Annotated in this window: 17 protein-coding genes; 8 read left to right on the top strand and 9 right to left on the bottom strand. The window is 58.9% G+C overall.

Annotated features, from left to right (window positions below):
* Nucleotides 1–48 precede the first annotated feature (48 nt).
* Together H3L94_RS06335 and H3L94_RS06330 are read right to left on the bottom strand one after the other, a co-directional pair.
* Nucleotides 49–480 carry a hypothetical protein gene (locus tag H3L94_RS06335; RefSeq protein WP_182121328.1) on the bottom strand — a complete coding sequence of 144 codons (432 nt, stop codon included), beginning with the start codon at nt 478–480 and terminating at the stop codon, nt 49–51.
* A 40-nt stretch (nt 481–520) separates the two neighbouring features.
* Nucleotides 521–2,668: an AsmA family protein gene (locus H3L94_RS06330; RefSeq protein ID WP_182121327.1), complete on the bottom strand. Its 2,148-nt coding sequence runs from the start codon at nt 2,666–2,668 to the stop codon at nt 521–523.
* A gap of 384 nt (nt 2,669–3,052) precedes the next feature.
* Between H3L94_RS06330 and zupT the strand changes: the two genes are divergently transcribed.
* Nucleotides 3,053–3,862: a zinc transporter ZupT gene (gene zupT / locus H3L94_RS06325; protein ID WP_182121326.1), complete on the top strand. Its 810-nt coding sequence runs from the start codon at nt 3,053–3,055 to the stop codon at nt 3,860–3,862.
* Between the two features lie 105 nt (nt 3,863–3,967).
* On the top strand, nt 3,968–7,405 hold the full coding sequence (dnaE, locus tag H3L94_RS06320) for a DNA polymerase III subunit alpha (protein WP_182121325.1): 3,438 nt from the start codon (nt 3,968–3,970) through the stop codon (nt 7,403–7,405).
* A 146-nt stretch (nt 7,406–7,551) separates the two neighbouring features.
* Here dnaE and H3L94_RS06315 read toward each other — a convergent pair whose 3' ends face one another.
* A complete protein-coding gene (locus tag H3L94_RS06315) occupies nt 7,552–8,019 on the bottom strand; it encodes an Lrp/AsnC family transcriptional regulator (protein WP_009117884.1) in 468 nt (155 codons plus the stop codon).
* Nucleotides 8,020–8,186: 167 nt separating this feature from the next.
* Between H3L94_RS06315 and rarD the strand changes: the two genes are divergently transcribed.
* The 3 genes from rarD to H3L94_RS06300 all read left to right on the top strand — a co-directional run bounded on the left by rarD (nt 8,187) and on the right by H3L94_RS06300 (nt 11,003).
* Nucleotides 8,187–9,083, top strand: a complete 897-nt coding sequence (rarD, locus tag H3L94_RS06310) for an EamA family transporter RarD (RefSeq protein WP_182121324.1) — start codon at nt 8,187–8,189, stop codon at nt 9,081–9,083.
* Nucleotides 9,084–9,268: 185 nt separating this feature from the next.
* Nucleotides 9,269–10,441 carry a radical SAM family heme chaperone HemW gene (hemW, locus tag H3L94_RS06305; RefSeq protein ID WP_182121323.1) on the top strand — a complete coding sequence of 391 codons (1,173 nt, stop codon included), beginning with the start codon at nt 9,269–9,271 and terminating at the stop codon, nt 10,439–10,441.
* A gap of 37 nt (nt 10,442–10,478) precedes the next feature.
* On the top strand, nt 10,479–11,003 hold the full coding sequence (locus H3L94_RS06300) for a hypothetical protein (RefSeq protein WP_182121322.1): 525 nt from the start codon (nt 10,479–10,481) through the stop codon (nt 11,001–11,003).
* Nucleotides 11,004–11,385: 382 nt separating this feature from the next.
* Here H3L94_RS06300 and miaB read toward each other — a convergent pair whose 3' ends face one another.
* Nucleotides 11,386–12,717, bottom strand: coding sequence for a tRNA (N6-isopentenyl adenosine(37)-C2)-methylthiotransferase MiaB (gene miaB, locus H3L94_RS06295; protein ID WP_009117890.1), 1,332 nt, complete (start codon nt 12,715–12,717; stop codon nt 11,386–11,388).
* Nucleotides 12,718–13,133: 416 nt separating this feature from the next.
* On the opposite strand from miaB, the gene sucC reads away from it, so the two are divergent.
* Both sucC and sucD read left to right on the top strand, forming a co-directional pair.
* Entirely contained in the window at nt 13,134–14,300 is a 1,167-nt protein-coding gene (sucC, locus tag H3L94_RS06290) for an ADP-forming succinate--CoA ligase subunit beta (RefSeq protein ID WP_182121321.1), read from the top strand.
* A 10-nt stretch (nt 14,301–14,310) separates the two neighbouring features.
* On the top strand, nt 14,311–15,201 hold the full coding sequence (sucD, locus tag H3L94_RS06285; RefSeq protein ID WP_009117893.1) for a succinate--CoA ligase subunit alpha: 891 nt from the start codon (nt 14,311–14,313) through the stop codon (nt 15,199–15,201).
* Between the two features lie 66 nt (nt 15,202–15,267).
* On the opposite strand, the gene H3L94_RS06280 is transcribed toward sucD, so the two are convergent.
* From H3L94_RS06280 to H3L94_RS12450, 5 genes are all read right to left on the bottom strand, one after another.
* Complete coding sequence (locus H3L94_RS06280) at nt 15,268–16,704, bottom strand: efflux transporter outer membrane subunit (RefSeq protein ID WP_244958720.1); 1,437 nt, start codon at nt 16,702–16,704, stop codon at nt 15,268–15,270.
* Nucleotides 16,705–16,787: 83 nt separating this feature from the next.
* A complete protein-coding gene (locus H3L94_RS06275; protein WP_182121319.1) occupies nt 16,788–17,885 on the bottom strand; it encodes an HlyD family secretion protein in 1,098 nt (365 codons plus the stop codon).
* Nucleotides 17,886–17,952: 67 nt separating this feature from the next.
* On the bottom strand, nt 17,953–19,617 hold the full coding sequence (locus H3L94_RS06270; RefSeq protein WP_182121318.1) for an MFS transporter: 1,665 nt from the start codon (nt 19,615–19,617) through the stop codon (nt 17,953–17,955).
* A 27-nt stretch (nt 19,618–19,644) separates the two neighbouring features.
* Nucleotides 19,645–20,133, bottom strand: a complete 489-nt coding sequence (gene greB / locus H3L94_RS06265; protein WP_009117897.1) for a transcription elongation factor GreB — start codon at nt 20,131–20,133, stop codon at nt 19,645–19,647.
* Nucleotides 20,134–20,201: 68 nt separating this feature from the next.
* A complete protein-coding gene (locus H3L94_RS12450) occupies nt 20,202–20,372 on the bottom strand; it encodes a lipoprotein signal peptidase (RefSeq protein ID WP_244958719.1) in 171 nt (56 codons plus the stop codon).
* A gap of 346 nt (nt 20,373–20,718) precedes the next feature.
* On the opposite strand from H3L94_RS12450, the gene H3L94_RS06260 reads away from it, so the two are divergent.
* A complete protein-coding gene (locus H3L94_RS06260; protein ID WP_009117899.1) occupies nt 20,719–22,452 on the top strand; it encodes an AMP-binding protein in 1,734 nt (577 codons plus the stop codon).
* The last annotated feature ends 13 nt before the right edge of the window (nt 22,453–22,465 follow it).

Genomic DNA, 22,465 nt, shown 5'->3' with positions numbered 1-22,465 from the left:
CATGGTTTGTTCGGGATCGGGCTTTCAGGTAGCCTGGATGCTGCCGGCTTAGCGCAGGCGGTTCAGTGGAATCGCTTGCGCGGGCTGGTTCAGCAGCGCAAACATCCAGTAGGCGCGGCGGTTGGGGTCTTGGCTGTGAGTGACCCGGCAAAAAGCCATGCTTTGGTTTTTGATGCAGCTGAAGGCAAGCGGCTGCCAATGCCAGGGCAGGACGGCTTTCCAAGCAAGAATGTCGTTTTCGTCTGCATCGATCAGGCGGCACGGCCCCTCGGCTCGGCAGACCGGCCGCCATGCCTGCGGCGCTTGGCGGCCATCCATCATCCATTGCGCTCCGGACAGGAAAAAGCGCATCTGCATCGCCGTCGGGCGCTCTTCGGTATTCAGCACGACATATTCGCCTTGGTCGCGCTCGTCTAAGGCGTGGGCCAACGGGGTGGTACAACACAATAAGACAGTGGACAATACGGCTTGGCGGTTCATGGCGCGCTCCTAAGAACGATTTATTTAGACGGGGTGAAGATTAGGGTTGCGGCTGGCTGGCTTTTGCTGCGGGGGCCGGCTCGGGCAGCTTCTGTATCCATTGCCACTGTTGGTTGAACACCTCTTGCAGGGCTTGGCGCTTTTGCTCGGGGGTTTGCAGGCCGCCGGTAATGCGCTCGTAATCGAGGGCGAAGCTGGGCCGGTTGATGCTGCCGCCGATTTTAAACGGCAGCCACAGGTTGCGGCCGGCGCTGGCCAACAGGGCGTAGTTTAAGGTTTGTGTGCGCGTATCGAAACTGCCTTGGCCGCTGAGGTTGAGGCTGCTGCTGTTCAGGCTGAGCGCCGGGGTGTGGCCGATGCCGTTTTTCAGGTCGGCTTCGATGCGGAAACGGTCAAACGGGGTACGGCTTTCGGCATTGTAGAAAAACAGGCTTTGTTCGGGGCTGCCCTCGGGGCGGTCTAAGAGCTTGCCCAAATTGATGCCCTGCCAGGCACCGTGTTCGAGGCTGAGTTCGGCGCGGCCGCCCAAGCCGGCCAGCCATTCTTGCGAGTTCAAGCCGGCGGAACTGAGGCTGAAGCGGGCTTCGCCGCGGCCGCTGAGGTGGTTGAAACGGAAGGCATCTTGCAGCAGGGGTTTGATTTGGATGTCGGAGAAGTGGATTTCTCCGGCCCACTCGGGAACGGGGCGGTTGTGCAAGACGGCATGGCCGAGTGCACGCCCTTCGTACAGCGCCATCTCCACCGCCTCGGCCCGGATGTGTTCGGCGTCGGCACTCAAGCGTGCTTGGAAGTCTTGGATGTGCAGGCCGGAGGTTTCCAACACGCCGATGTCGGCGGCCAGCTGCAGCCGGCGGCGGCCCATCAGTTGGCGCCAAGATTGGAAGGTGTCGGCAGAAAGGCTCACGGCGCGGGTGTTTTCAGGCAAATAGGGGGTGAGCGCCAATTTGTCCAGTTGCAGCCTGCCGTCGAAGACCGGTAGGCCTGCTTGCTGGCGTGCGTGCAATTGGAATTGGGCGGGTTGGTGGTCGAAACTACCCTGCAGCTGCAGCTGCCAGACGTCGGCTGCCGGCCCCTCTATCTGCCCCTGCCAATGGCCGACGAAAGCGGGCAGGCTGCCGGGGCCTGCGGTGTGGCGGGTGTCGATGTGCAGATTGCCGATGCGGAAACGGCCTTCGGGGTAGCGGGTGAAGCTGCCGCTCAGATTGAGTGCGGTTTGGCTGTCGTGCTGGCTGAGGGCGGTTTCGGCTTGGAAACTGTCGATGTGGAGAATGTCGTTGTGGTAGGCGGCGCGGCGGATTTTGCCGCTGCCGTTGTGTTCCAGCGCTCCGTAGGCGGTGTGGAAGACGAAGCGGGTTTCGGGCAGCTCGGCGCCGGCGGCGGAAAGTTGCCAGCCTTGGGTTTGGGCATCCAAGTTGAAACCGGTGTCGGGAAGGTGAAAATTGAGGCTGCCGTTGCGGCTGGTCAGGCGGCCTGCTTCCGCCTCAATGTCGGCCGTTCCCTGCCAACGGAGGGTAAAGGGGTGGCCGTTGGGCAGGAAAGAAGCGGCTTGGAACACCACTTCTGCGCTTTGATCCACCAAGCGCCCGGACAGACTGAGGTGGGCTTCTTGCGGTGAAAACAGGCCGGCCTCCCAATGGAAGCTGCCGTCGGAGCGGTCGAAATGGCCTTCGGTTTGCAGCAGGCTGAAGCGTTGGCGTTGGGTTTGCAGGTGTAGCGTAGATTGGATCAGTTCGATGCGCTGCGGCAGGAAGGTTTCGGTATCGTCGGCACTCAGCGGACGGTCGGCGATTTGCCAAGCGCCTTGCTCGGTTTGGCGCAGATAAAGGTCGGCATCTTCGGCCCGTATGCGGCGGATGCTTGGATCGCCCCAAAGCGAGGACCAACTGAAGGCTACCTGAAGGGAATCGGCACGGAAGGCGGTTTCGTTTGGCTGGTGCGGGCGGCTGAGGCGCACGTCGTGCAGGGTAAAGAAAGGATAGGGGAACCAGCCGCGTGTGATGTGCGTGCCGTTGAAGCTGAGTTCTTGGCCCTTGTCGGCAAAGGCTGCGGCGGCGGCTTCGCGAATGCGGGTTTCGCTGAAGAAGTAGTGCAGGCCGGAGTGCATGCCGGCGATGAGGAGCAGCGGCAGCAACAGGCCCCAAGTCAGGCTTTTTAGCCAAAATTTACCGGATTGCAGCAGTCGGGTCATGGACGATGGCACATGGTGAAAACAGTAAACTAGGGTAACGGCCTTGAAGGTGTCTGGCAAGGTATTTGGTGTTTTTTGGCCGCTTTGGCTGGCTGATCCGGCTTTCAGGTAGCCTGAGGACTTTGCAAAACCCCTGCGGCGGATTTGTGCCTTGTGCCTTGATGCCCTCGGGATACTGCTCGCTCTCTTGCCCATCTATGTGATGATATGTCTGTTTCACCGGGATTTCTGGCGTTCACGCTCATTGTGCCGTTACGCCTTGAACGGCATTCCTATCTGGGGGTTGTAAAGCCCGCCGCCTGCGCGGTTGTGCGGCGGCGAAATTCTGCTTGCCGAATTAAATGATAAAAATTATCATTTATATATTTAAGCAGGATGTATTTTATGGGCGATTTTTCTTCCGTGCAATTGGCGACGGCTTTCGGCATCACGCTGGCGGCGGGTTTGGCCACTGTGCTGGGCAGTATTTGGGTGTTTTTGTCGCGCGGGCCGAATCCGCGCCTTTTGGCTTTCGGTTTGGCGTTTGCCGGCGGCGCGATGGTGTATGTGTCGCTGACGGAGATTTTCGGCAAGTCGGTGAAGGCGTTTGCCGAGGCCTACGGGCAGCAGTCGGGCTTGGCCTATGCCACGCTTGCTTTCTTGGCCGGCTTGGCGGCGGTGGCGCTGATCGACAGGCTGATACCCAATCCGCACGCCAGCCTGGATGCCGGAGATCCGGCCTTTATGCAGCAGAGCCGCGGACATGTGGGCCGGGTGGGCATGATGGCGGCGCTGGCGATCACGGCACACAATTTTCCGGAAGGCTTGGCCACGTTTTTTGCCACGCTGGAAAATCCGGCCGTGGGCCTGCCTTTGGCTTTGGCGATTGCGGTGCACAATATTCCGGAGGGCATTTCGATTGCGGCGCCGGTGTATTTTGCCACCCGCAACCGTCTGCTCACGGTGTCGCTGTGTTTGCTGTCGGGCTTGGCCGAGCCCTTGGGCGCGCTGCTGGGCTATGCGGTTTTGCAGCCGTATTTGTCGCCGGCGGTGTTCGGCAGCGTATTCGGCATGATTGCGGGGGTGATGGTGTTTCTGGCCTTGGACGAGTTGTTGCCGGCAGCCAAGCAATATGCGGACGGCCATGAAACGGTGTACGGTCTCACCACCGGCATGGCGGTGATTGCGGTGAGCTTGGTGTTGTTTCAGTTTTGAGCAACGGCTTTCAGGTAGCCTAAACGGCAGAAAATGGTGGCTCGGCAGGGGATGCGGTAAAATGCGCCCCTTTTTTGCGTCTCCCCGATAAGGCTACCTGAAAACATGACCGCGCCCCTGTATATCCCGTTGCGACAGCACACCGAATTTTCGATTACCGACGGCACTTTGCGCATCAAAGAGCTGGTGAAAAAAGCAGCGGCTTTCGGTTTGCCGGCTTTGGGCATCAGCGATTTGATGAACACTTTCGGCCTGGTCAAGTTTTACAAAGCCTGCCGCGGCGCCGGCATCAAGCCGGTGATGGGGGCGGATGTGTGGCTGGCGAACGCGGCGCAGCCGGAGCAGCCTTTCCGCGCCCTGCTGCTGGTAAAAAACGAAGCGGGCTACCGCCGTCTGTGCGAACTGCTGACCCGCGCCTATGTGGGCGAAGACCGTAACCGCAGCCATGCCGAGCTGGAGCCGGCCTGGCTGGCAGAGGGCGACAACAGCGGCCTGATTTGTTTGTCCGGCGCGCATTTGGGCGAAGTCGGCCGGCTGCTGCTCAACGGCCATGCGGCCGAAGCGAAGGCGGCGGCGCAAAAATACGCGGCTTGGTTTCCCGATGCGTTTTATCTGGAGCTGCAGCGGTTGCCGGAGCGGCCGGAATGGGAAGCGGCGGTGTCGGGCAGCGTGGCATTGGCGGCGGAATTGAATTTGCCGGTGGTGGCCACCCATCCGGCGCAGTTTCTCAACTCCGATGACTTCAAGGCCCACGATGCGCGGGTGTGCATTGCCGGCGGCTGGGTGCTGTCCGACAAAAAAAGGCCGCGCGATTTCGCGCCCGGCCAGTATTTCGCTTCGCCGGAAGAAGTAACCGCCCGTTTTGCCGATTTGCCCGAGGCGTTGCAGAACACGGTGGAGATTGCCAAACGCTGCAACCTCACGCTCACTTTGGGCAAAAACTTCCTGCCCCAGTTTCCCACGCCCGACGGCATGAGCTTGGACGATTATCTGATCCAGCTGGCCAACGAGGGCCTGCAGCAGCGCATGGCGCAGCTGTATCCTGATGAGCAGGAGCGCGCCGACAGGCTGCCTGAATACCAACAGCGCCTTGATTTCGAGCTGAAAACCATTATCCAGATGGGTTTTCCGGGCTATTTCCTCATCGTGCAGGACTTCATCAACTGGGCCAAGCAAAACGGCTGCCCGGTGGGCCCCGGCCGCGGTTCGGGTGCCGGCTCGCTGGTGGCTTATGCCCTGAACATCACCGATTTGGATCCGCTCAAATACGCGCTGCTGTTCGAGCGCTTTCTCAATCCGGAGCGGGTGTCGATGCCCGACTTCGATATTGACTTCTGCCAGAGCAACCGCGGGCGGGTGATCGAGTATGTGCGCGACAAATACGGTTTTGCCGCGGTGAGCCAGATTGTGACTTTCGGCACGCTGTCGTCGAAAGCGGTGATCCGCGACGTTGGCCGGGTGTTGGAGCTGCCTTTCGGCCTGTGCGACAAACTCTCGAAACTGATTCCTTTGGAGGCCAACAAACCGCTGAGTTTGGAAAAGGCGATGGCAGCCGAGCCGGAAATCGCCCAGCTGATTGAGGAAGAAGAAGCCGAAGAGCTGATGGAGCTGGCGAAAAAGCTGGAAGACCTCACGCGCGGGCTGGGCATGCACGCGGGCGGGGTGCTGATTGCGCCGGGCAAAATCGCCGATTTCTGCCCGGTGTATCAGGCCGACGAATCCGCCTCGCCGGTGTCGATGTATGACAAGGGCGACGTGGAAGACATCGGCTTGGTGAAGTTCGACTTCCTCGGCCTGCGCAACCTCACCATCATCGAGATGGCGCAGGAATTCATCCGCAGCACCACCGGCGAGGAGGTGGACGTCAACCGCATTTCGCTGGAAGACCAAACCGCTTACGAGGTATTCCGCAAAGCCAATACCACCGCCGTGTTTCAGTTTGAATCCACCGGCATGAAAAAAATGCTGAAAACGGCGCGCACCACCAAGTTTGAAGAGCTGATTGCCTTTGTGTCGCTCTACCGCCCCGGCCCGATGGACAATATCCCCGACTTTGTCGCCCGCATGAAGGGCGGGAAATTCGAATACCTGCACCCGCTGTTGGAGCCGGTGTTGGCGCCCACTTACGGCATTATGGTGTATCAGGAACAGGTGATGCAGGCCGCGCAGGTGATCGGCGGCTATTCGCTCGGCGGCGCCGACCTGTTGCGCCGCGCGATGGGCAAGAAAAAGCCGGAAGAAATGGCCAAGCACCGCGAAATCTTTGCCGAAGGCGCGGCCAAACAGGGCATCGACCGCGCAAAGGCCGACGAAATTTTCGACTACATGGAAAAGTTCGCCGGCTACGGCTTCAATAAATCGCATGCCGCCGCCTACGCGCTGATTTCCTACCAAACCGCCTGGCTGAAAGCGCATTATCCGGCCGAGTTTATGGCGGCCACCATGTCGAGCGAATTGGACAATACCGACCAGCTCAAGCATTTCTACGACGATGCCTGCGCCAACGGCATCCGCTTCCTGCCGCCGGACGTCAACGCTTCCGGCTACCGCTTTATCCCCAACAACCGCCGTGAAATCCGCTATGCGCTCGGTGCCATCAAAGGCACGGGCGAGGCGGCGGTGGAGGCGATTGTGGCGGCGCGCGACAGCGGCGGGCCGTTTGCCGGCCTGTTCGATTTCTGCGAGCGGGTGGGCAAGCAGCACATCAACCGCCGCACCATCGAAGCTTTGGTGCGCGCCGGCGCATTCGACCGTTTGGAGCCCAACCGCGCCAAGCTGCTGGCCAATATCGATCTGGCGATGACGCAGGCCGAGCAGAAAGCCGACAATGCCAACCAAGGCGGCCTGTTCGATTTCATCGAAGACGCGATTGCACCGGTGGAAATGGCGGAGGTACCGGCTTGGAGCGAGGCCACCCAGCTGATGGAAGAAAAGCAGGCCATGGGCTTTTATTTTTCCGGCCACCCCTTCGGGCCCTTTGCCGCCGAAGTCCGCCAGTTGGCGCCCACGCCCTTGGCCAAGCTCGAACCGAAAGACGGCGTGCGGGTGGCCGGTTTCGCCACTGCGGTGCGCAGCATGATGGGCAAGCGCGGCAAGATCACTTTTGTGACTTTGGAAGACGAAGGCGGCAGGGTGGAAGTGATGGTAACCGGCGAAACCTTGGAGCAAATCGGCCGCGACACCTTACGCGCCGACCAAGTGCTGATTGCCGAATGCCGGGTGAGCAAAGACGACTACGGCGGCGAAGACGGGCTGCGCATCGTGGCGAACCAAGTGCACACCCTGCAGGAAGCCCGCAGCCGCTACGCCCGCGTGTTGACATTGAAGCTGGAGCCGCAGCACGACATCCGCCGGTTGGCCGGCCTGTTGCGCGAACATCAGGGCGGCGAAGGCAAGCGCGTGCCGCTGCGTTTGCAATACCGTAACGCCACCGCCCGCGGCGAACTGATCCCGCAGGTGGAATGGCAGCCGGCGCTGACGCCCGAATTATTGGCGGCCCTCAGCGGCCTGTTGGGCGAACGGCAGGTAGGCGTGGGCTGGTAGCGGTTTTCAGGTAGCCCCAACATCGCAGTAAGCAATACAAACGGCGTGGTTCCCTTATATCAGGAGCCACGTCGTTTTATGAATGTGACTGAGGCTGGCCCTGCGGCTTTCAGGTCTCAGGCTACCTGAAAGCCGCAGGGCCAATCTTATAAACTGATTTTGGTTTCCACCTTGTTGAAATTCATCACAAACTGGCTTTTGAAGCTGCGCACATTGTTTTCGGATACCAACACGCGGCGGGTGAAGCGGTGGTAGTCGGCCATGTCGCGGGCGTGCACCAAAAGCATATAGTCGTGCTCGCCGGAGATTTCGTAGCAGCTCACCACATCGGCTTCTTTTTCCATGCTGCGCACAAAAGCGTCTTGGCGCGCCGCGCTTTGGCTGTCCATTTCCACCGCCACAAACACGCTCAGGCTGCGGCCGACTGCGGCGGGGTTCACCAACACCACCTGTTTGGTGATCACGCCGTCGGCCTGCATGCGGCTGATGCGGCGCTGGCAGGTGGCCACGGAAGAATTGAGCTGTTCGGCCAACACCTTCAGCGGCACGGTGGCATCGCTTTGCAGGGCGTTGAGAATCTGGCGGTCGAGTTTGTCTAATTCGTATTGGCTCATTTTCGGTAAATTTTTTCATCAGGTTTGAAAGATGGGGAAATTATTTCATAAATTGTCAGAATGAGAAAAATTTTCTCTGTTGTCCGCTTCTATAATGCCGCCTTTCCTAAGCAGCAGTTGCAGGCTACCTGAAAGCACACGGCTGCGGCATTGAAGATTGAGAAAACATGGATGTAATCAAACAAGGCGTTTGGGCGGCTTTATTGTCCAATATTCTGTTCGGCGTGCTGTATCTCTACAGCGGCTGGATGGCTCCGATGAACGGCACCGATGTGTTTGCCTGGCGTATGCTGGCCATGCTCGGCGCTTTGTGGCTGCTGCTGTTTGCCACCCGTTCGCAGGGTGACTTTTTCCGCTTTATCCGTCAAACCGGCCGCAATTGGCGCAAATGGCTGTTGATTGTGTTGCCCACGCCGATTATTGCCAGCCAGCTGTGGCTGTTTATGTGGGGGCCGGTAAACGGTTACGGTGTGGACGTAGCGATGGGCTATTTTCTGTTTCCGCTGATGATGGTGTTGTGCGGCTGGCTGTTTTTGCGCCAACAGGTGACGCCGGTGCAGTGGTTGGCGGTGGCCTTGGCCGGCGCGGGGGTGGCGCACGAATTGTGGCAGACCCATGCGTTTTCTTGGGCCACGTTGTGGGTGTGCCTCACCTATCCGGTGTATTACCTGTTGCGCCGCCAGCAGGGCGTGCCGGCCTTAACCGGCCTGTTGATTGATTTGAGCCTGATTGCGCCGTTTGCCTTGGTTTATCTGGTTCAGCAGGGCAGCTTGGGGCAGTTGGCCGCGCCGTCGAAATATTGGCTGTTGGTGCCGCTGCTGGGCCTGATCAGCGCCGCTTCCATGCAGTTGAACCTGCACGCCAGCCGGCTGCTGCCGGTGCCGCTGTTCGGCATGCTGAGCTATTTGGAGCCGGCGCTGCTGTTTGCCTTGTCGGTGACCTTGCTGAAAGTGCCGGTGGCCGAGCAGTCGCTGCTGACTTACGGTCTGATTTGGCTGGCCTTGTGCGTGAGCCTGTTTGACGGCTGGTTGAAAATGCGCCGGCCGCTGTGGCAGGCTACCTGAAGTCGGGCTATAATCGCTGCGTTTTTTAGTGCCTGTTTAAAGTCTGCATTGCGGCGGCGGTGTTGGGTATAAAACCCTGCCTGCGGCGTCGGATTCACAAGAAGACTGTGAACAAGCCCTTAGATTGTTATGGGCAGGCTACCTGAAACTTTCAGGTAGCCTTTGCCGTTTTTCCAGAGTTTGTTATGACGCTTTCCGTCCGCCACACACCGCAATTGGCCGCCTTGCCGCCTTTGTCTCTGTATGTCCACATTCCTTGGTGCATCCAAAAATGCCCATATTGCGACTTCAATTCGCACCAAATCCGCCAAGGCGTGGATGAGGCCGCCTATGTGCAGGCCCTGCTGACCGATTTGCAGTATGAGCTGCCGTATATCTGGGGCCGGGCGGTGGAGACGGTGTTTATCGGCGGCGGCACGCCCAGCGTGTTTTCCGCTGCGGCCATCGAGCACCTGCTCAACGGCATCCGTGCCTTGCTTAGGTTGCAGCCGGACGCGGAAATCACCATGGAGGCCAACCCCGGTACCTTCGAACGCGAGAAGTTCCGCGGTTTTGCAGACGCCGGCGTGACGCGGTTGTCCATCGGCGTGCAGAGTTTCGATTCCGCCAAGCTCGCCGCCCTAGGCCGCATCCACAACGGCGGCGAAGCGCTGGCGGCGGTTGAAGCGGCTTTGGGCATTTTCCCTCAGGTCAACGCCGATTTGATGTATGCGCTGCCGGGGCAGAGCGTGGCCGAGGCGGTGCGTGACGTGGAAACGGCGGTGGCCACCGGCGTACGCCACATCAGCGCCTATCACCTGACCATGGAGCCGAATACCGCTTTCGGCCACCGGCCGCCGGCCAATCTGCCCGCCGACGATGCCGCTTTGGACATTGAAGAAGCCGTACACCGCACCTTGCTGCAGGCGGGTTTCGAACACTACGAAACCAGCGCCTTCGCCCGCGACGGCCAATACGGCCGCCACAATCTGAACTACTGGCAGTTCGGCGATTATGTGGGCATCGGTGCCGGTGCACACGGCAAAATCAGCAGCCATGCCGGCATCGAACGCACCACCCGCAGCCGCCACCCGAAAGATTATCTAGCCGCCATGCAGGGCCGCCCCGAAGCAGCGGTGGAGCGGTTTCAGGTAGCCGCCGACGAGCTGCCGTTTGAGTTCATGATGAACGCTTTGCGTCTGAAGCAAGGTGTGCCCGCCGCTCTGTTTGCCGAGCGCACCGGCCTGCCGTTGGCGGTGGTGGCGCACGCTTTGGGCACCGCCACCAGCCGCAGCCTGTTGGATGCCGACCCGACCGTATTGAGGCCGACTGCTTTGGGGCGGCGGTTTTTAAACGATTTGTTGGCCTTGTTTTTGTAGGCTGTGGCGGCACGGGTATGGAGGCTGATGAATCAAAATGAAAGATCAAGAAATTAGAATTGACAGTTTTGATGTGAAATATTCTTTTTGGGCAAGTGCGTTCACTATTTGTATGCTTTTTCCGATTGCATTATCCATATTGAAATGGATCAATATTGAAGACACGGTCAGTCAAACACGATTCATTATTTTATTGCTTTCTATAATATTCGGTTTTTTGATCATCGTTATGAAAAGTACGATGAAGAAAGTTTGTTTTCTAAAATCCGATGAAAATATTTTGATCAGAGATGGGAATAATATTGAAGTAAAGTTAGGCAAACAATTCAATTATAATTTATATCAATATAACTCTAGAAAAGTATTCATGATAAGAATTTCGGATAAGCATAAATCATATTTTTATTTGTCTCCCGACATGCACTTAAAAAATGATGTAGAAGCTTTTTTCCCTGAATCCAATAAACATCAAAATTACTGGGATTTTTATGCCCAAATTTTTCCGCCAGTGCTTTGCTTGGCCTATTTTATGATGTCTGTTGTTTTTATTATTTTAAAATAAATACAGTCGTTCCCTATATGCTAAAGAATAAGGATTTGTTTTTTTATCAGAATGAACGGCCATGATGAAAATATAGACGATAAAAACATAACGGAATGATTTTTATCGCAGACACAGCAGCATAACTCCCTAAAAGAACCAGCTACAGCATAGACAGACCTTAGCGTAGGCCTGAAGAATTGAAGGTCAAAATGCTCTCTTGTGGCATGAGTGTGGAGTCAAAGGGCTGTTGAAAGGTTTCAGGTCATTTCTTTTCTTTGGGCTGAGTAGGCAAAGAAGAGGAAGCAAGCAAAATCCGAATTAAGCCGTTAATCAAGCAGGGGCTACCTGAAAAAGATGTTTTCAGGTAGCCCCTGCTTGATTGCGATGGCGTGTGGCAGGTTTATTCGTCTCGGGTGACGATTTTGCCGCGCAGGGAGAAGGTGAAGGCTTCGGTGATTTCCAGGTCCACCATTTGGTTGATCAGGCGCGGGTGGCCGGTGAAGTTCACCACGCGGTTGTTGGCGGTGCGTGCTTGCAGTTGGTCGGGGTCTTTTTTGGAAATACCTTCCACCAAACAGCGTTGCACCGTGCCGAGCATGCTTTGGTTGATGCGGGCGGTTTCGGCTTCGATCACTTCGTTTAAGGCTTCCAGACGGCGCACTTTTTCTTCATGCGGGGTGTCGTCGGGCAGATTGGCGGCCGGCGTGCCGGGGCGCGGGCTGTAAATGAAGACGAAGCTCAAATCGAAGGCCACATCTTTCACCAGCTTCAGCGTTTGCTCGAATTCGCGTTCGGTTTCACCAGGGAAGCCGACGATAAAGTCGGAGCTTAAGCACAAATCGGGGCGGATGGCGCGCAGTTTGCGGATGATGGATTTGTATTCCAGCGCGGTATAGCCGCGTTTCATCGCGCTCAACACGCGGTCGGAACCGCTTTGCACCGGCAAATGCAGGTGCGATACCAGCTTGGGCAGGTCGCGGTAGCACTCGATAATCGCATCGGAAAACTCGCGCGGGTGGCTGGTGGTGAAACGCATGCGCTCGATGCCGGGGATTTCATGCACGATGCGCAGCAGGGTGGCGAAGTCGCAAATGCCGCCGTCGTCCATTGCGCCTCGGTAGGCGTTCACGTTTTGCCCCAGCAGATTGATTTCTTTCACGCCTTGTTGGGCAAGGTTGGCGATTTCGGTGAGCACGTCGTTTAAAGGGCGCGAAAACTCTTCGCCGCGGGTATAGGGTACCACGCAGAAGCTGCAATATTTCGAGCAGCCTTCCATAATCGAGACGAATGCGGAACCGCCTTCCACGCGGGCCGGCGGCAGGTGGTCGAATTTTTCGATTTCGGGGAAAGAAATATCCACTTGCGAGAGGCCGGTGGTTTCCTTGTCCACAATCATCTGCGGCAGGCGGTGCAGGGTTTGCGGGCCGAACACCACGTCCACATAAGGTGCGCGTTTCACAATCGCTTCGCCTTCCTGAGAAGCCACGCAGCCGCCCACGCCGATGATGAGGTTGGGGTTTTTGGCTTTCAGCGGTTTGATGCGGCCTAGGTCGGAAAACACTTTTTCCTGCGCTTTTTCGCGCACGGAGCAGGTGTTGAACAGAATGATGTCGGCTTCTTCGGCTTCGCTCACTTGCACGAGGTCGTCGCCTTCGGCCAGCACCGACAGCATTTTTTCGCTGTCGTATTCGTTCATTTGGCAGCCGAAGGTGCGGATAAATACTTTTTTCATGGTGTGGTTTTCTTTCAGGTAACCCGTAATTGCGGGGCTGATGTGGACAAAAAATGGCGGATTATACGCAGTATTGTTTTGCCTGAACAGGCGCTTAGACGGTCGGGAAGGCGGGTAAAGCTTGCGGGCGCCATGCAGCGGCTGCTTGGCTTGCGGACGGGCGCATAAGATAGGGCCGCAAGCCGCCGTTGGCGGGGAATCAGACTGCCCAAAAGGTTTTCAAGCGAAAACATTGTTTTGCTTTTGCGGCCGGCCTCCGAGAGGGAAAGCCGTACCGATTCGGGCGTGAAATCGCCCGCTTTTTGGTCTATACTGCGCCGTGCAGTGAAAGATTATGTCTTGTATCAGATTGGCGTGGCCGCCGCACGACGGCTGCGCATTTGTGTTTAACCGAAACCTTTGATGAGGAAGCTCTGATGAATTTACATGAGTATCAGGCAAAAGAACTGCTGGCCAGCTACGGCCTGCCGGTTCAGGGCGGTATTTTGGCGGCCAACGGCGACGAGGCGGCGGCGGCTTACGATAAATTGGGCGGCAAATTCGCCGTGATCAAAGCCCAGGTGCATGCCGGCGGCCGCGGCAAAGCCGGCGGCGTGAAAGTGGTGAAAAGCCGCGAAGAGGCCAAAGAAGTGGCCGACAGCCTGATCGGCACCCACTTGGTGACCTACCAAACCGACGCCAACGGCCAGCCGGTGAACAGCGTTTTGGTGTGCGAAGACATGTATCCGGTACAAACCGAGCTCTATTTGGGCGCGGTGGTGGACCGCTCTACCCGCCGCGTGACCTTTATGGCTTCCACCGAAGGCGGCGTGGAAATTGAGAAAGTGGCCGAAGAAACCCCGGAAAAAATCTTTAAAGTCACCGTGGACCCGCTGGTGGGCCTGCAACCCTGCCAAGCGCGCGAAGTGGCGTTCCAACTCGGCCTGAAAGACAAACAAATTAACGCCTTTGTGAAGCTGATGACCGGCGCTTACCAAGCCTTTATCGAAAACGACTTCGCCCTGTTTGAAGTCAACCCGCTGGCGGTGCGCGAAAACGGCGAGCTGGCCTGCGTGGACGGCAAAATCGGCATCGACAGCAATGCGCTGTACCGCCTGCCGAAAATCGCCGCCCTGCGCGACAAATCGCAAGAAAACGAGCGCGAGCTGAAAGCCTCCGAATTCGACCTCAACTATGTGGCCCTGGAAGGCAATATCGGCTGTATGGTGAACGGCGCCGGCTTGGCGATGGCCACCATGGACATCATCAAACTGAAAGGCGGCCAGCCGGCCAACTTCCTCGACGTGGGCGGCGGCGCTACCAAAGAGCGCGTGGTGGAAGCCTTCAAACTGATTTTGGAAGACAAATCGGTACAAGGCGTGCTGATCAACATCTTCGGCGGCATCGTGCGTTGCGACATGATTGCCGAGGCCATTGTGGCGGCGGTGAAAGAAGTGAACGTCACCGTGCCGGTGGTGGTGCGCCTGGAAGGCAACAATGCCGAATTGGGCGCCCAAATTCTGAACGAATCCGGTTTGAAACTGACTTCTGCCGACGGCTTGAATGACGCCGCCGAAAAAATCGTGGCAGCCGTAACAGCCTAAGGAGAACACAATGAGCGTATTGATTAATAAAGACACCAAAGTACTGGTACAGGGCTTTACCGGCAAAAACGGTACCTTCCACTCCGAGCAGGCGATTGCCTACGGCACCAAAGTGGTGGGCGGCGTGACCCCGGGCAAAGGCGGCCAAACCCATCTCAACCTGCCGGTGTTCAACACCATGAAAGAAGCGGTGAAAGAAACCGGCGCCGATGCTTCGGTGATTTACGTGCCGGCGCCGTTTGTGCTCGATTCCATCGTGGAAGCGGTGGATGCCGGCGTGCAACTGGTGGTGGTGATTACCGAGGGCGTGCCCACGCTGGACATGCTCAAAGCCAAACGCTACCTGGAAACCAACGGCAACGGCACCCGTCTGGTAGGCCCGAACTGCCCCGGCGTGATTACCCCCGGCGAATGCAAAATCGGCATCATGCCCGGCCACATCCACCAACCCGGCCGCATCGGCATCATCTCCCGCTCCGGCACCCTGACTTACGAAGCCGTGGCGCAAACCACCAAGCTGGGCTTGGGCCAATCGACCTGTATCGGCATCGGCGGCGACCCGATTCCGGGCATGAACCAAATCGACGCCCTCAAACTGTTCCAAGACGATCCGGACACCGACGCCATCATCATGATCGGTGAAATCGGCGGCACCGCCGAAGAAGAAGCAGCCGAGTTCATCCAAAGCAACGTCAGCAAACCGGTGGTAGGCTACATCGCCGGCGTAACCGCGCCCAAAGGCAAACGCATGGGCCACGCCGGCGCCATCATTTCCGGCGGCAAAGGCACGGCCGAAGAGAAATTCCGCGCTTTTGAAAAAGCCGGCATGGCCTACACCCGCAGCCCCGCCGAATTGGGCAGCACCATGCTGGAAGTGTTGAAAGCCAAAGGCATGCTGTAAAGCGGAAAGGTGAACGGCAAAGGCTACCTGAAAGGTTTCAGGTAGCCTTTATTTTTGCTGGCGGGTTTAGCGGGCGGTTTCGGCCGCTTGGGTATCGGGCGAGGAGAAGCCGCCGCCGAAGGCGGTATGCAGGCTGACCCAGGCCAGGCGCTGCTGCAAACGGCTTTGTTCGAGCTGGCTGCGCGTGTTGAGCACTTCATCCTGTGCGCTGAGCCAGGCCAGTTTGGTGTCCAGGCCGCCGCGGAAACGGTCGCGCGCGGCGGCGGCGCTGCGTTCGGCCAGGCGGACGGTATCTTGTTGGAGCCGGCCGGCGGTTTGGGCGGCTTGGTAATGGCTGAGTGCATCGGCCGCTTCGCGCAGGGCTTGGTAAACGGTTTTGTTGTAGCGGGCCACCTGTTCGTCGAATTCCGCCTGTTTTTGGGCCAGATTGGCCCGCAGGGCGCCGGAAGTGAAAATGGGCAGGCTGATGCTGGGCAGCAGGCCGGCAATCAGCGAGCGGGAGGAGGGCAGTTCGCCGATTTTGATGGTGGACCAGCCGGCCAGCGCGCTGATTTTGATGTCGGGGTAAAAACGGGCGCGGGCGGCATCCACCAAATGGCCGCGCGCCAAAATGGCCTCGCGTTGCGCGGCGATGTCCGGCCGTTTGCCCAATAAATCGGCGCTGAGGGTGTGGGCCGGAGGCGGCGGCAGCGGACGCGGCGATTCGGCGGTCAGCTCGGCCAGCGCAGTCGGGCTTTGGCCGCTGAGGGCGGCGAGGGCATGGCGGATTTGGGCTGCTTTGTGATCCAGATCGTGGATGGCTACCTGAAACTGCCGTTGTGCGGACTGCAGCGGGTAAAGCTGGCTGGCGGGCAGATAGCCGGCACGGATGCGGTCGCGCAACAGCGGCTCTTGTTCGTTTTTCACGGCTAGCCGCTGTTGCAGCAGCGCTTGCTGCGTTTGCAGAGCCTGCAGTTGCAGGTATTGCGCGGTCACGGCTTGGGCCAGCAGCAGGCGGGCATGGGCGGTTTCGTAAGCGGTGGCCCGCTCTTTGCCCAGGGCGGCTGCCGATTCGCTGCGGTGCTGCCCCCACAAATCGAGCGACCATTGGCCTTTCAGCTGCAGACTGCCGCGCGAGATGGTTTCGCCGAACAGTTGGGAGACGATGGAGGAGCGCTGGGAGAGCAAGTCGTGGTAGATGGCGTTGCCGTCGGCGGCCAAAGCCGCTTGCGGCCCGAGTTGCGAATCGGCCAGTTCAATCGCGGCTTGTGCCTGCCGCAAACGGGCGGCGGCTACGTCCAAATCGGGCGACTGCTGCAGCGTGGTTTCCAGCAGGCGGTTGAGGGTGGGGTCGTTCAGACCGCGCCACCAGTCGGCGGGAATCGGTGCCAGCGGCTGCCGGCTGAGGCCGAGCGATTCGGCGGCGACAGGTTGGCGCAGCGCGGGCTGTTCGCCGGTGGCGGCACAGCCGGCCAGCAACAGAAGGGCGGCGGCAAGGGGGAGGAGACGGGGTGGCGGCATCATGGGCATCCGGTGTGGTAAGCAGGCTACCTGAAAGTAGGAACAGCAGGCTTTCAGGTAGCCCGACAGGGGAAAATAGGGGCGGATCAGCGGGTGTCCACTTCGGCTTCTACCGACATACCGGGCAGCAGGCGTTCGAAATCCGGCTGGCCGGCATCCAGCTCGATTTTGACGGCAATGCGTTGGGCGACTTTGACGAAATTGCCGTTGCCGCTGTCGGCGCGGATGATGCTGAATTCGGCGGCGGTGGCGGGCGCCAGGTGGCTGACTTTGCCTTTGAAGGTGCGCCCGCCGAGGGCATCGACGCGGATGACGGCGGTTTGGCCGACGCGGATGTGTTCGGTGTCGGCTTCTTTAAAGTTGGCCACCACCCAGCGCTGCGGCGGCACCAGGAACATCAGTTGGTTGCCGGCCGACACCAGCTGGCCGGGCTTCACGCCCAATTCGCCGAGTTTGCCGTCGGCCGGGGCGCGCACCACGGTGTGCGACAACTCTTGCTCGGCCAACGCCAACAGCGCGCGGGCGTTGTCCACACCGGCTTTCAGGCCGGATTGGCCGTTGTTCACGCTGAGGCTGTCTTGTTGCGCCACGGTGTATTGGGCGCGGGCCTGAGCCAGGGCGGCTTCGGCCTGCTGCAGGTTGCGGGCGGCCGCATCGTATTCGCGTTCGGCGATGCCTTCGCTGCCACGCACGCGGTTGAGGCGCTGCACATCGGCCTGAGCCAGGCGCAGCTGGTTTTCCGCATTGGCCAGGGCGGCCTGCCTGGCTTGAATTTGTGCTTGGGCGGAGCGGCGGGTTTGGCCGACATTCGACAGGCTGGCTTCTTGCGCCGCCAGCCCGGCTTGGGCCTGCGCCACTTTGGCCTGATAGGGGGCGTCATCGATGCGCACCAGCGGCTGGCCCTGCTTCACTTCGGCAAAATCGCTGACCAGCACTTCACTCACATAGCCGTTGACCCGCGGGCTGATGACGGTGGTTTGGCCGCGCACATAGGCGTTTTCGGTGGAAACGGTGCTGCTGGTAAAAGGCGGCAGTTTCCAGGCGTACAGGGCGCCGGCCACGCCGGCCAAAATGGCGGCGCTGAAGGCGAGCGTGCCGAACAAGCCGTGTTTTTTCGGCTGCCACTGCTCGGGCGGCAGCTCGGTTTCCTTTTCGGCGGCGGGGGGAGTGGGGTCGGGTTTCATCGGCTATCCAATCGGTATCCATGAATCGGGTTTGGGGGCGGGCGCTGTTTGCAGGCTACCTGAAAAGCTATTTTTGCGGCAGCAGCATGCTTTCCAAACGCTGGATTTCGTCTGCCAGCAGGTTGATGCCGCGCCGGCGGCGGTCAAGCCACAGCAGGCCGGTGCACACAAATGCGGCGGCGGCCAAAAGGCCGATTAAGGCGAACAAGTCGTTGTAGGCCATCACCATGGCCTGCGTAGCCGCTTGCTGCACCAAGGTGCCGACGGCCTGCTGTTGCAGTACGGCGGCATTGTTGCTAAGCGGCGCCAAGCTGAGGGCGAGGCCGTGCAGATGCAGGGCGACGTTGGGGTCGGTTAGGGTAAGGTGGGGCGTGATGTCGGCCAGATGCGTGCGGGTGCGGACGGTGAGAAAGGCCGTGCACAGCGCCGCACCGGCCAAGCCGCCCAAGGTTTGCGACAGGCCGAAGACGGCGGAAAAACTCATGATGTAGTTCGGCCCGCGGGCCAAAGCGCGGATCATGCCTTCCAGCATCATCGGGCCGAGAAAATACATGGCCGAAAACGCAATCAGCGCCTGGCTGAAATACAGCTGTTCGGGCCGCGTGTCCACGCCGGAATGCATGTCGAGCCAAGCGCCGACGGCAATGCCGAGCAGCGCCACCACCACCGGGCGGCGGATGTCGTTCACGTCCAGCCGCACCAAGCTGAGTACCAAGCCGAAAACGGTAGCGGCCAACACCACGCCGTAAAACGCCACCATTTGGCGGCTGCCCACGCCCAAACCCGCCATCAGGCCGGCTGCGCCCACGGTTTGCTCGGAGGTCAGCAGGCGCACCACGGCGCCGGTGAGGCCGAAAGCCAGAATCTGCGGCGCACCGATCCAGCGCAAGTCCAACATGGGTTTGCTGCGCCGCCATTCGATCAACAGCGCCGTGCCGGTGAGCGCGATGCCGCCGGCCAGCAGATAGCCCAGCCAGGAAGTGGTCCACCAGACAATGCGGCCCTGCACCAAAAACGCGCACAACAAAGCGATGCCGGAGGCAAACAGGGCAAAGCTGAACCAATCCAGCCAGCTCATTACCCGGGCGGTGGGGGCGGGCGGCAGCGGCAGGCGGATGACCAGGCCGATGCAGAGCAGGGTGAGGGCCAGCTGCAGCGCGAACACCGCCGGCATGCCGCCGGCGGCAAACAGAAAGGGCACCCACACTTGCGCCAGCGGGGTGCCGAACTGCATCACGCCCAAAGCCAGCGCCAAGCCGGCCAGCTTGGCTTGGCCGGTGAAGGCCTGCATCAGATAAAACACCGCCAATACCAACAGTCCGCTGGCCGCAATCCCCGAGGCCGAGCGCGCGAGCAGTTCGACCAAATAGCTTTCAAACACCACCTGCAACAGATTGCCGGCCAAAAGCAGCAGCAGGGTAAGCCGCACAAAACGCTGCAGGCCGTAATGCTGGCGCACCCTAAACAGCAAAATGCTCATGCAGGCATAAGTCATGTAATAGGCTACCTGAATCCAGCCGCCTTCCTGCGGCGACAAGCCGAGCAGCCCGCGCAACTGCGGCAGGGCGGCCATCAGCAAACCGTTTTGCAGGCCGGCCGTGGCGGCCAGCAAAAGGCCGATCAAGAGATACGCCAAACGCCGCCGCGCTGGATGGTCGGGCGAGGCGGGCGAGCCGGCCATGATGGGCTGCTCGTGCGGTTTGAACAGATAACCGTCGGCTTGGAAATTCATGGGAGCGCTTTCTCGGGGGCGGCAGGATCAGTCGATTTTGACGTAAGCCACCGACAGGATTTCGATGTCTTCCCGTCCATCCGGGCCGTGGAACACCACTTCGTCGCCTTCGCGCGCCTTGAGCAGGGTGCGCGCCAGCGGCGAAATCCAGGAAATTTTGTTGCGGGCGGTGTCGATTTCGTCCACGCCTACAATGCGTACGGTTTGTTCTTGGCCGTCGCCGCGCAGAATCTCCACCGTGGCGCCAAAGAAAATCTGGTCGGTCGGTTCGCGGTTTTCGGGGTCCACCACTTGCGCGGCTTCCAAGCGTTTGGTGAGGAAACGGATGCGGCGGTCGATTTCGCGCATCCGCCGTTTGCCGTAAAGATAATCGCCGTTTTCGCTGCGGTCGCCGTTGCCGGCCGCCCAGTTGACGATTTGCACAATCTCAGGACGTTCTTTATTGACCAGCTGATACAGCTCGTCTTTCAGGGCCTGCCAACCGACAGGCGTGAGGTAGTTGGGGGTGTGTTCCATACAGTTAGGCTAAAAACGGGGTAATCAGCGCACGATTGTAACGCCTACGGCCGGTGCAGAGAAAGGCTTCAGGCTACCTGAAAGCGGCCGGCAGCATGGGGCAGAGACCTTTGCAAAACCCTCAGATGTGGATGCAGTTCAAGGCGTAGCAGCACAGCGAACGCAGACATATCATTAAGATAGGCAAGCGAGCGAGCAGCGCACAACGCAGAAATGCGCCGCAGATGGGGGTTTTGCAAAGGTCTCGGGCTGTGGATTGGGCCAAGACAGGCGGAAGCCGGCAGGTATGCCGTATTTGGGCTGAAATTTCATATATTATCGATTGAAAAAAATCCGCGTTGGCCGGGCAGGCAAATCCATTGAAAAATTATTGAAAAAAATCGTTTGATTTTGATGATTCCGCCAGGCAGTACGTTTGGCGTTGACAGCCATCGGTAAAGTCGCTTTAATTTGTGTTGTAGAGTGAAAAAACCATTCTAAAAATAATAAAAACAAACACACATTACTTCAGATATCGACCATCCAGCCTGTGCCGGCAGTTTTGCCGGCATTGAAGTAAACATCTGCACAAGGAGAAACCGCATTATGGCTTTGCCCACCCCGATTGCACGCTACGGCGACAAATCTGCCAATGCCCCCCTGAAACTCAGCTACGACAAAGGCCCGACCGATACGCCGCTGATCGAACAGACCATCGGCGAATTGTTTGACGAACTGGTGCAAACCTATCCCGACCGCGAAGCCTTGGTCAGCGTTCATCAAAACAAGCGGTTTACCTTCAAACAATTGCAGGCGGAAGCGAACCGTTTGGCCAGCGCCTTCATCAAAAGCGGCCTGCAAAAAGGCGACCGCATCGGCATTTGGTCGCACAACAACTACCAGTGGGTGGTGATGCTGCTGGCCTGCGCCAAAACCGGCGTGATTCTGGTCAACATCAACCCCGCCTACCGCCTGTTTGAGTTGGAATACGCGCTGAACAAAGTGGGCTGTAAAGCCATTGTGGCCATGCGCCGCTTCAAAACCAGCGATTATGTGGGCATGCTGCAGGAATTGGTGCCGGAAACCGCCAGCCAGCCTTCAGGTAGCCTGAAGCCGGAAAAAGCGCCGATGCTGGAGCGCATTGTGTGGTTTGACGAAGCGGGCGACAGCGAAACTTTCGCCGGCATCGACAAATTCTCCGACTGGATGGCCACCGGCGATGCCGACGATCCGGCCGTGGCCGAACGCATGGCCACGCTCGACCGCCACGACCCCATTAACATCCAATTCACCAGCGGCACCACCGGCGCACCCAAAGGGGCCACGCTGACCCACCGCAACATTCTGAACAACGGTTTCTTCATCGGCGAGGCCATGTACCTCACCCACGAAGACCGCCTGTGCATTCCCGTGCCGATGTACCACTGCTTCGGCATGGTGTTGGGCGTACTCGCCATCATGACCCACGGCGGCTGCATCGTGTACCCGAACGATGGTTTCGACCCGCTGACCGTGTTGGAAACGGTGGAGCAAGAAAAGTGTACCGGCCTGCACGGCGTGCCCACCATGTTTATCGCCGAATTCAACCATCCGCGTTTCAAAGAATTTGACTTGAGCAGCCTGCGCACCGGCATCATGGCCGGTTCCAGCTGCCCGATTGAAGTAATGAAGCGCGTGAATCAGGAAATGCACCTGGACGAAATCACCATTGCCTACGGCATGACCGAAACCAGCCCGGTGTCCTGCCAAAGTTCGCCGGCCACCCCCATCGACAAGCGCGTGTCCACCGTGGGCTTGGTGCAGCCGCATCTGGAAGTGAAAATCGTCGATGTGATCACCGGCGAGATCGTGCCCTGCGGCGAATCCGGCGAACTGTGCACCAAAGGCTATTCCGTGATGCAGGGCTATTGGGGCAGCGAGGCGCAAACCCGTGACGCCATCCGCGACGGCTGGATGCACACCGGCGATTTGGCCACCATGGATGAAGACGGCTACGTGAAAATCGTCGGCCGCATCAAAGACATGGTGATCCGCGGCGGCGAAAACATCTACCCCACCGAAATCGAAGGCTTCCTCTACCGCCATGAATCCATTCAAGACGTACAAATCGTCGGCGTGCCCGATGCCCACTTCGGCGAAGTGCTGGCCGCTTGGATCATCGTGAAGGAAGGCCATACGCTCGACGAAGAAGGCGTGCGCGAATTCTGCAAAGGCAATATTGCCCACTACAAAGTGCCGCAATACATCCGTTTCGTGAAAGAGTTTCCGATGACGGTTTCCGGCAAAATCCAAAAATTCAAGATTGTTCAAGCCATGAAAGAGGAACTGGGGCTGGAGTAGGCTTCAGGTAGCC

Origin of the sequence: Neisseria shayeganii (genome assembly GCF_014054965.1) — a bacterium.
Lineage (GTDB): Bacteria > Pseudomonadota > Gammaproteobacteria > Burkholderiales > Neisseriaceae > Eikenella > Eikenella shayeganii.
The sequence above is the reverse complement of the archived record's forward strand: the minus strand, read 5'-3'. Positions and strand labels throughout refer to the sequence as shown.

Coding starts and splice junctions, on each gene's coding strand:
- greB (WP_009117897.1), bottom strand. CDS start 20,133: ATGGAACACACCCCCAACTACCTCACGCCTGTCGGTTGGCAGGCCCTG.
- dnaE (WP_182121325.1), top strand. CDS start 3,968: ATGACCGCGCCCCTGTATATCCCGTTGCGACAGCACACCGAATTTTCG.
- H3L94_RS06275 (WP_182121319.1), bottom strand. CDS start 17,885: ATGAAACCCGACCCCACTCCCCCCGCCGCCGAAAAGGAAACCGAGCTG.
- hemW (WP_182121323.1), top strand. CDS start 9,269: ATGACGCTTTCCGTCCGCCACACACCGCAATTGGCCGCCTTGCCGCCT.
- rarD (WP_182121324.1), top strand. CDS start 8,187: ATGGATGTAATCAAACAAGGCGTTTGGGCGGCTTTATTGTCCAATATT.
- H3L94_RS06335 (WP_182121328.1), bottom strand. CDS start 480: ATGAACCGCCAAGCCGTATTGTCCACTGTCTTATTGTGTTGTACCACC.
- sucD (WP_009117893.1), top strand. CDS start 14,311: ATGAGCGTATTGATTAATAAAGACACCAAAGTACTGGTACAGGGCTTT.
- H3L94_RS06270 (WP_182121318.1), bottom strand. CDS start 19,617: ATGAATTTCCAAGCCGACGGTTATCTGTTCAAACCGCACGAGCAGCCC.
- H3L94_RS06300 (WP_182121322.1), top strand. CDS start 10,479: ATGAAAGATCAAGAAATTAGAATTGACAGTTTTGATGTGAAATATTCT.
- miaB (WP_009117890.1), bottom strand. CDS start 12,717: ATGAAAAAAGTATTTATCCGCACCTTCGGCTGCCAAATGAACGAATAC.
- H3L94_RS06280 (WP_244958720.1), bottom strand. CDS start 16,704: ATGATGCCGCCACCCCGTCTCCTCCCCCTTGCCGCCGCCCTTCTGTTG.
- zupT (WP_182121326.1), top strand. CDS start 3,053: ATGGGCGATTTTTCTTCCGTGCAATTGGCGACGGCTTTCGGCATCACG.
- sucC (WP_182121321.1), top strand. CDS start 13,134: ATGAATTTACATGAGTATCAGGCAAAAGAACTGCTGGCCAGCTACGGC.
- H3L94_RS06260 (WP_009117899.1), top strand. CDS start 20,719: ATGGCTTTGCCCACCCCGATTGCACGCTACGGCGACAAATCTGCCAAT.
- H3L94_RS06315 (WP_009117884.1), bottom strand. CDS start 8,019: ATGAGCCAATACGAATTAGACAAACTCGACCGCCAGATTCTCAACGCC.
- H3L94_RS06330 (WP_182121327.1), bottom strand. CDS start 2,668: ATGACCCGACTGCTGCAATCCGGTAAATTTTGGCTAAAAAGCCTGACT.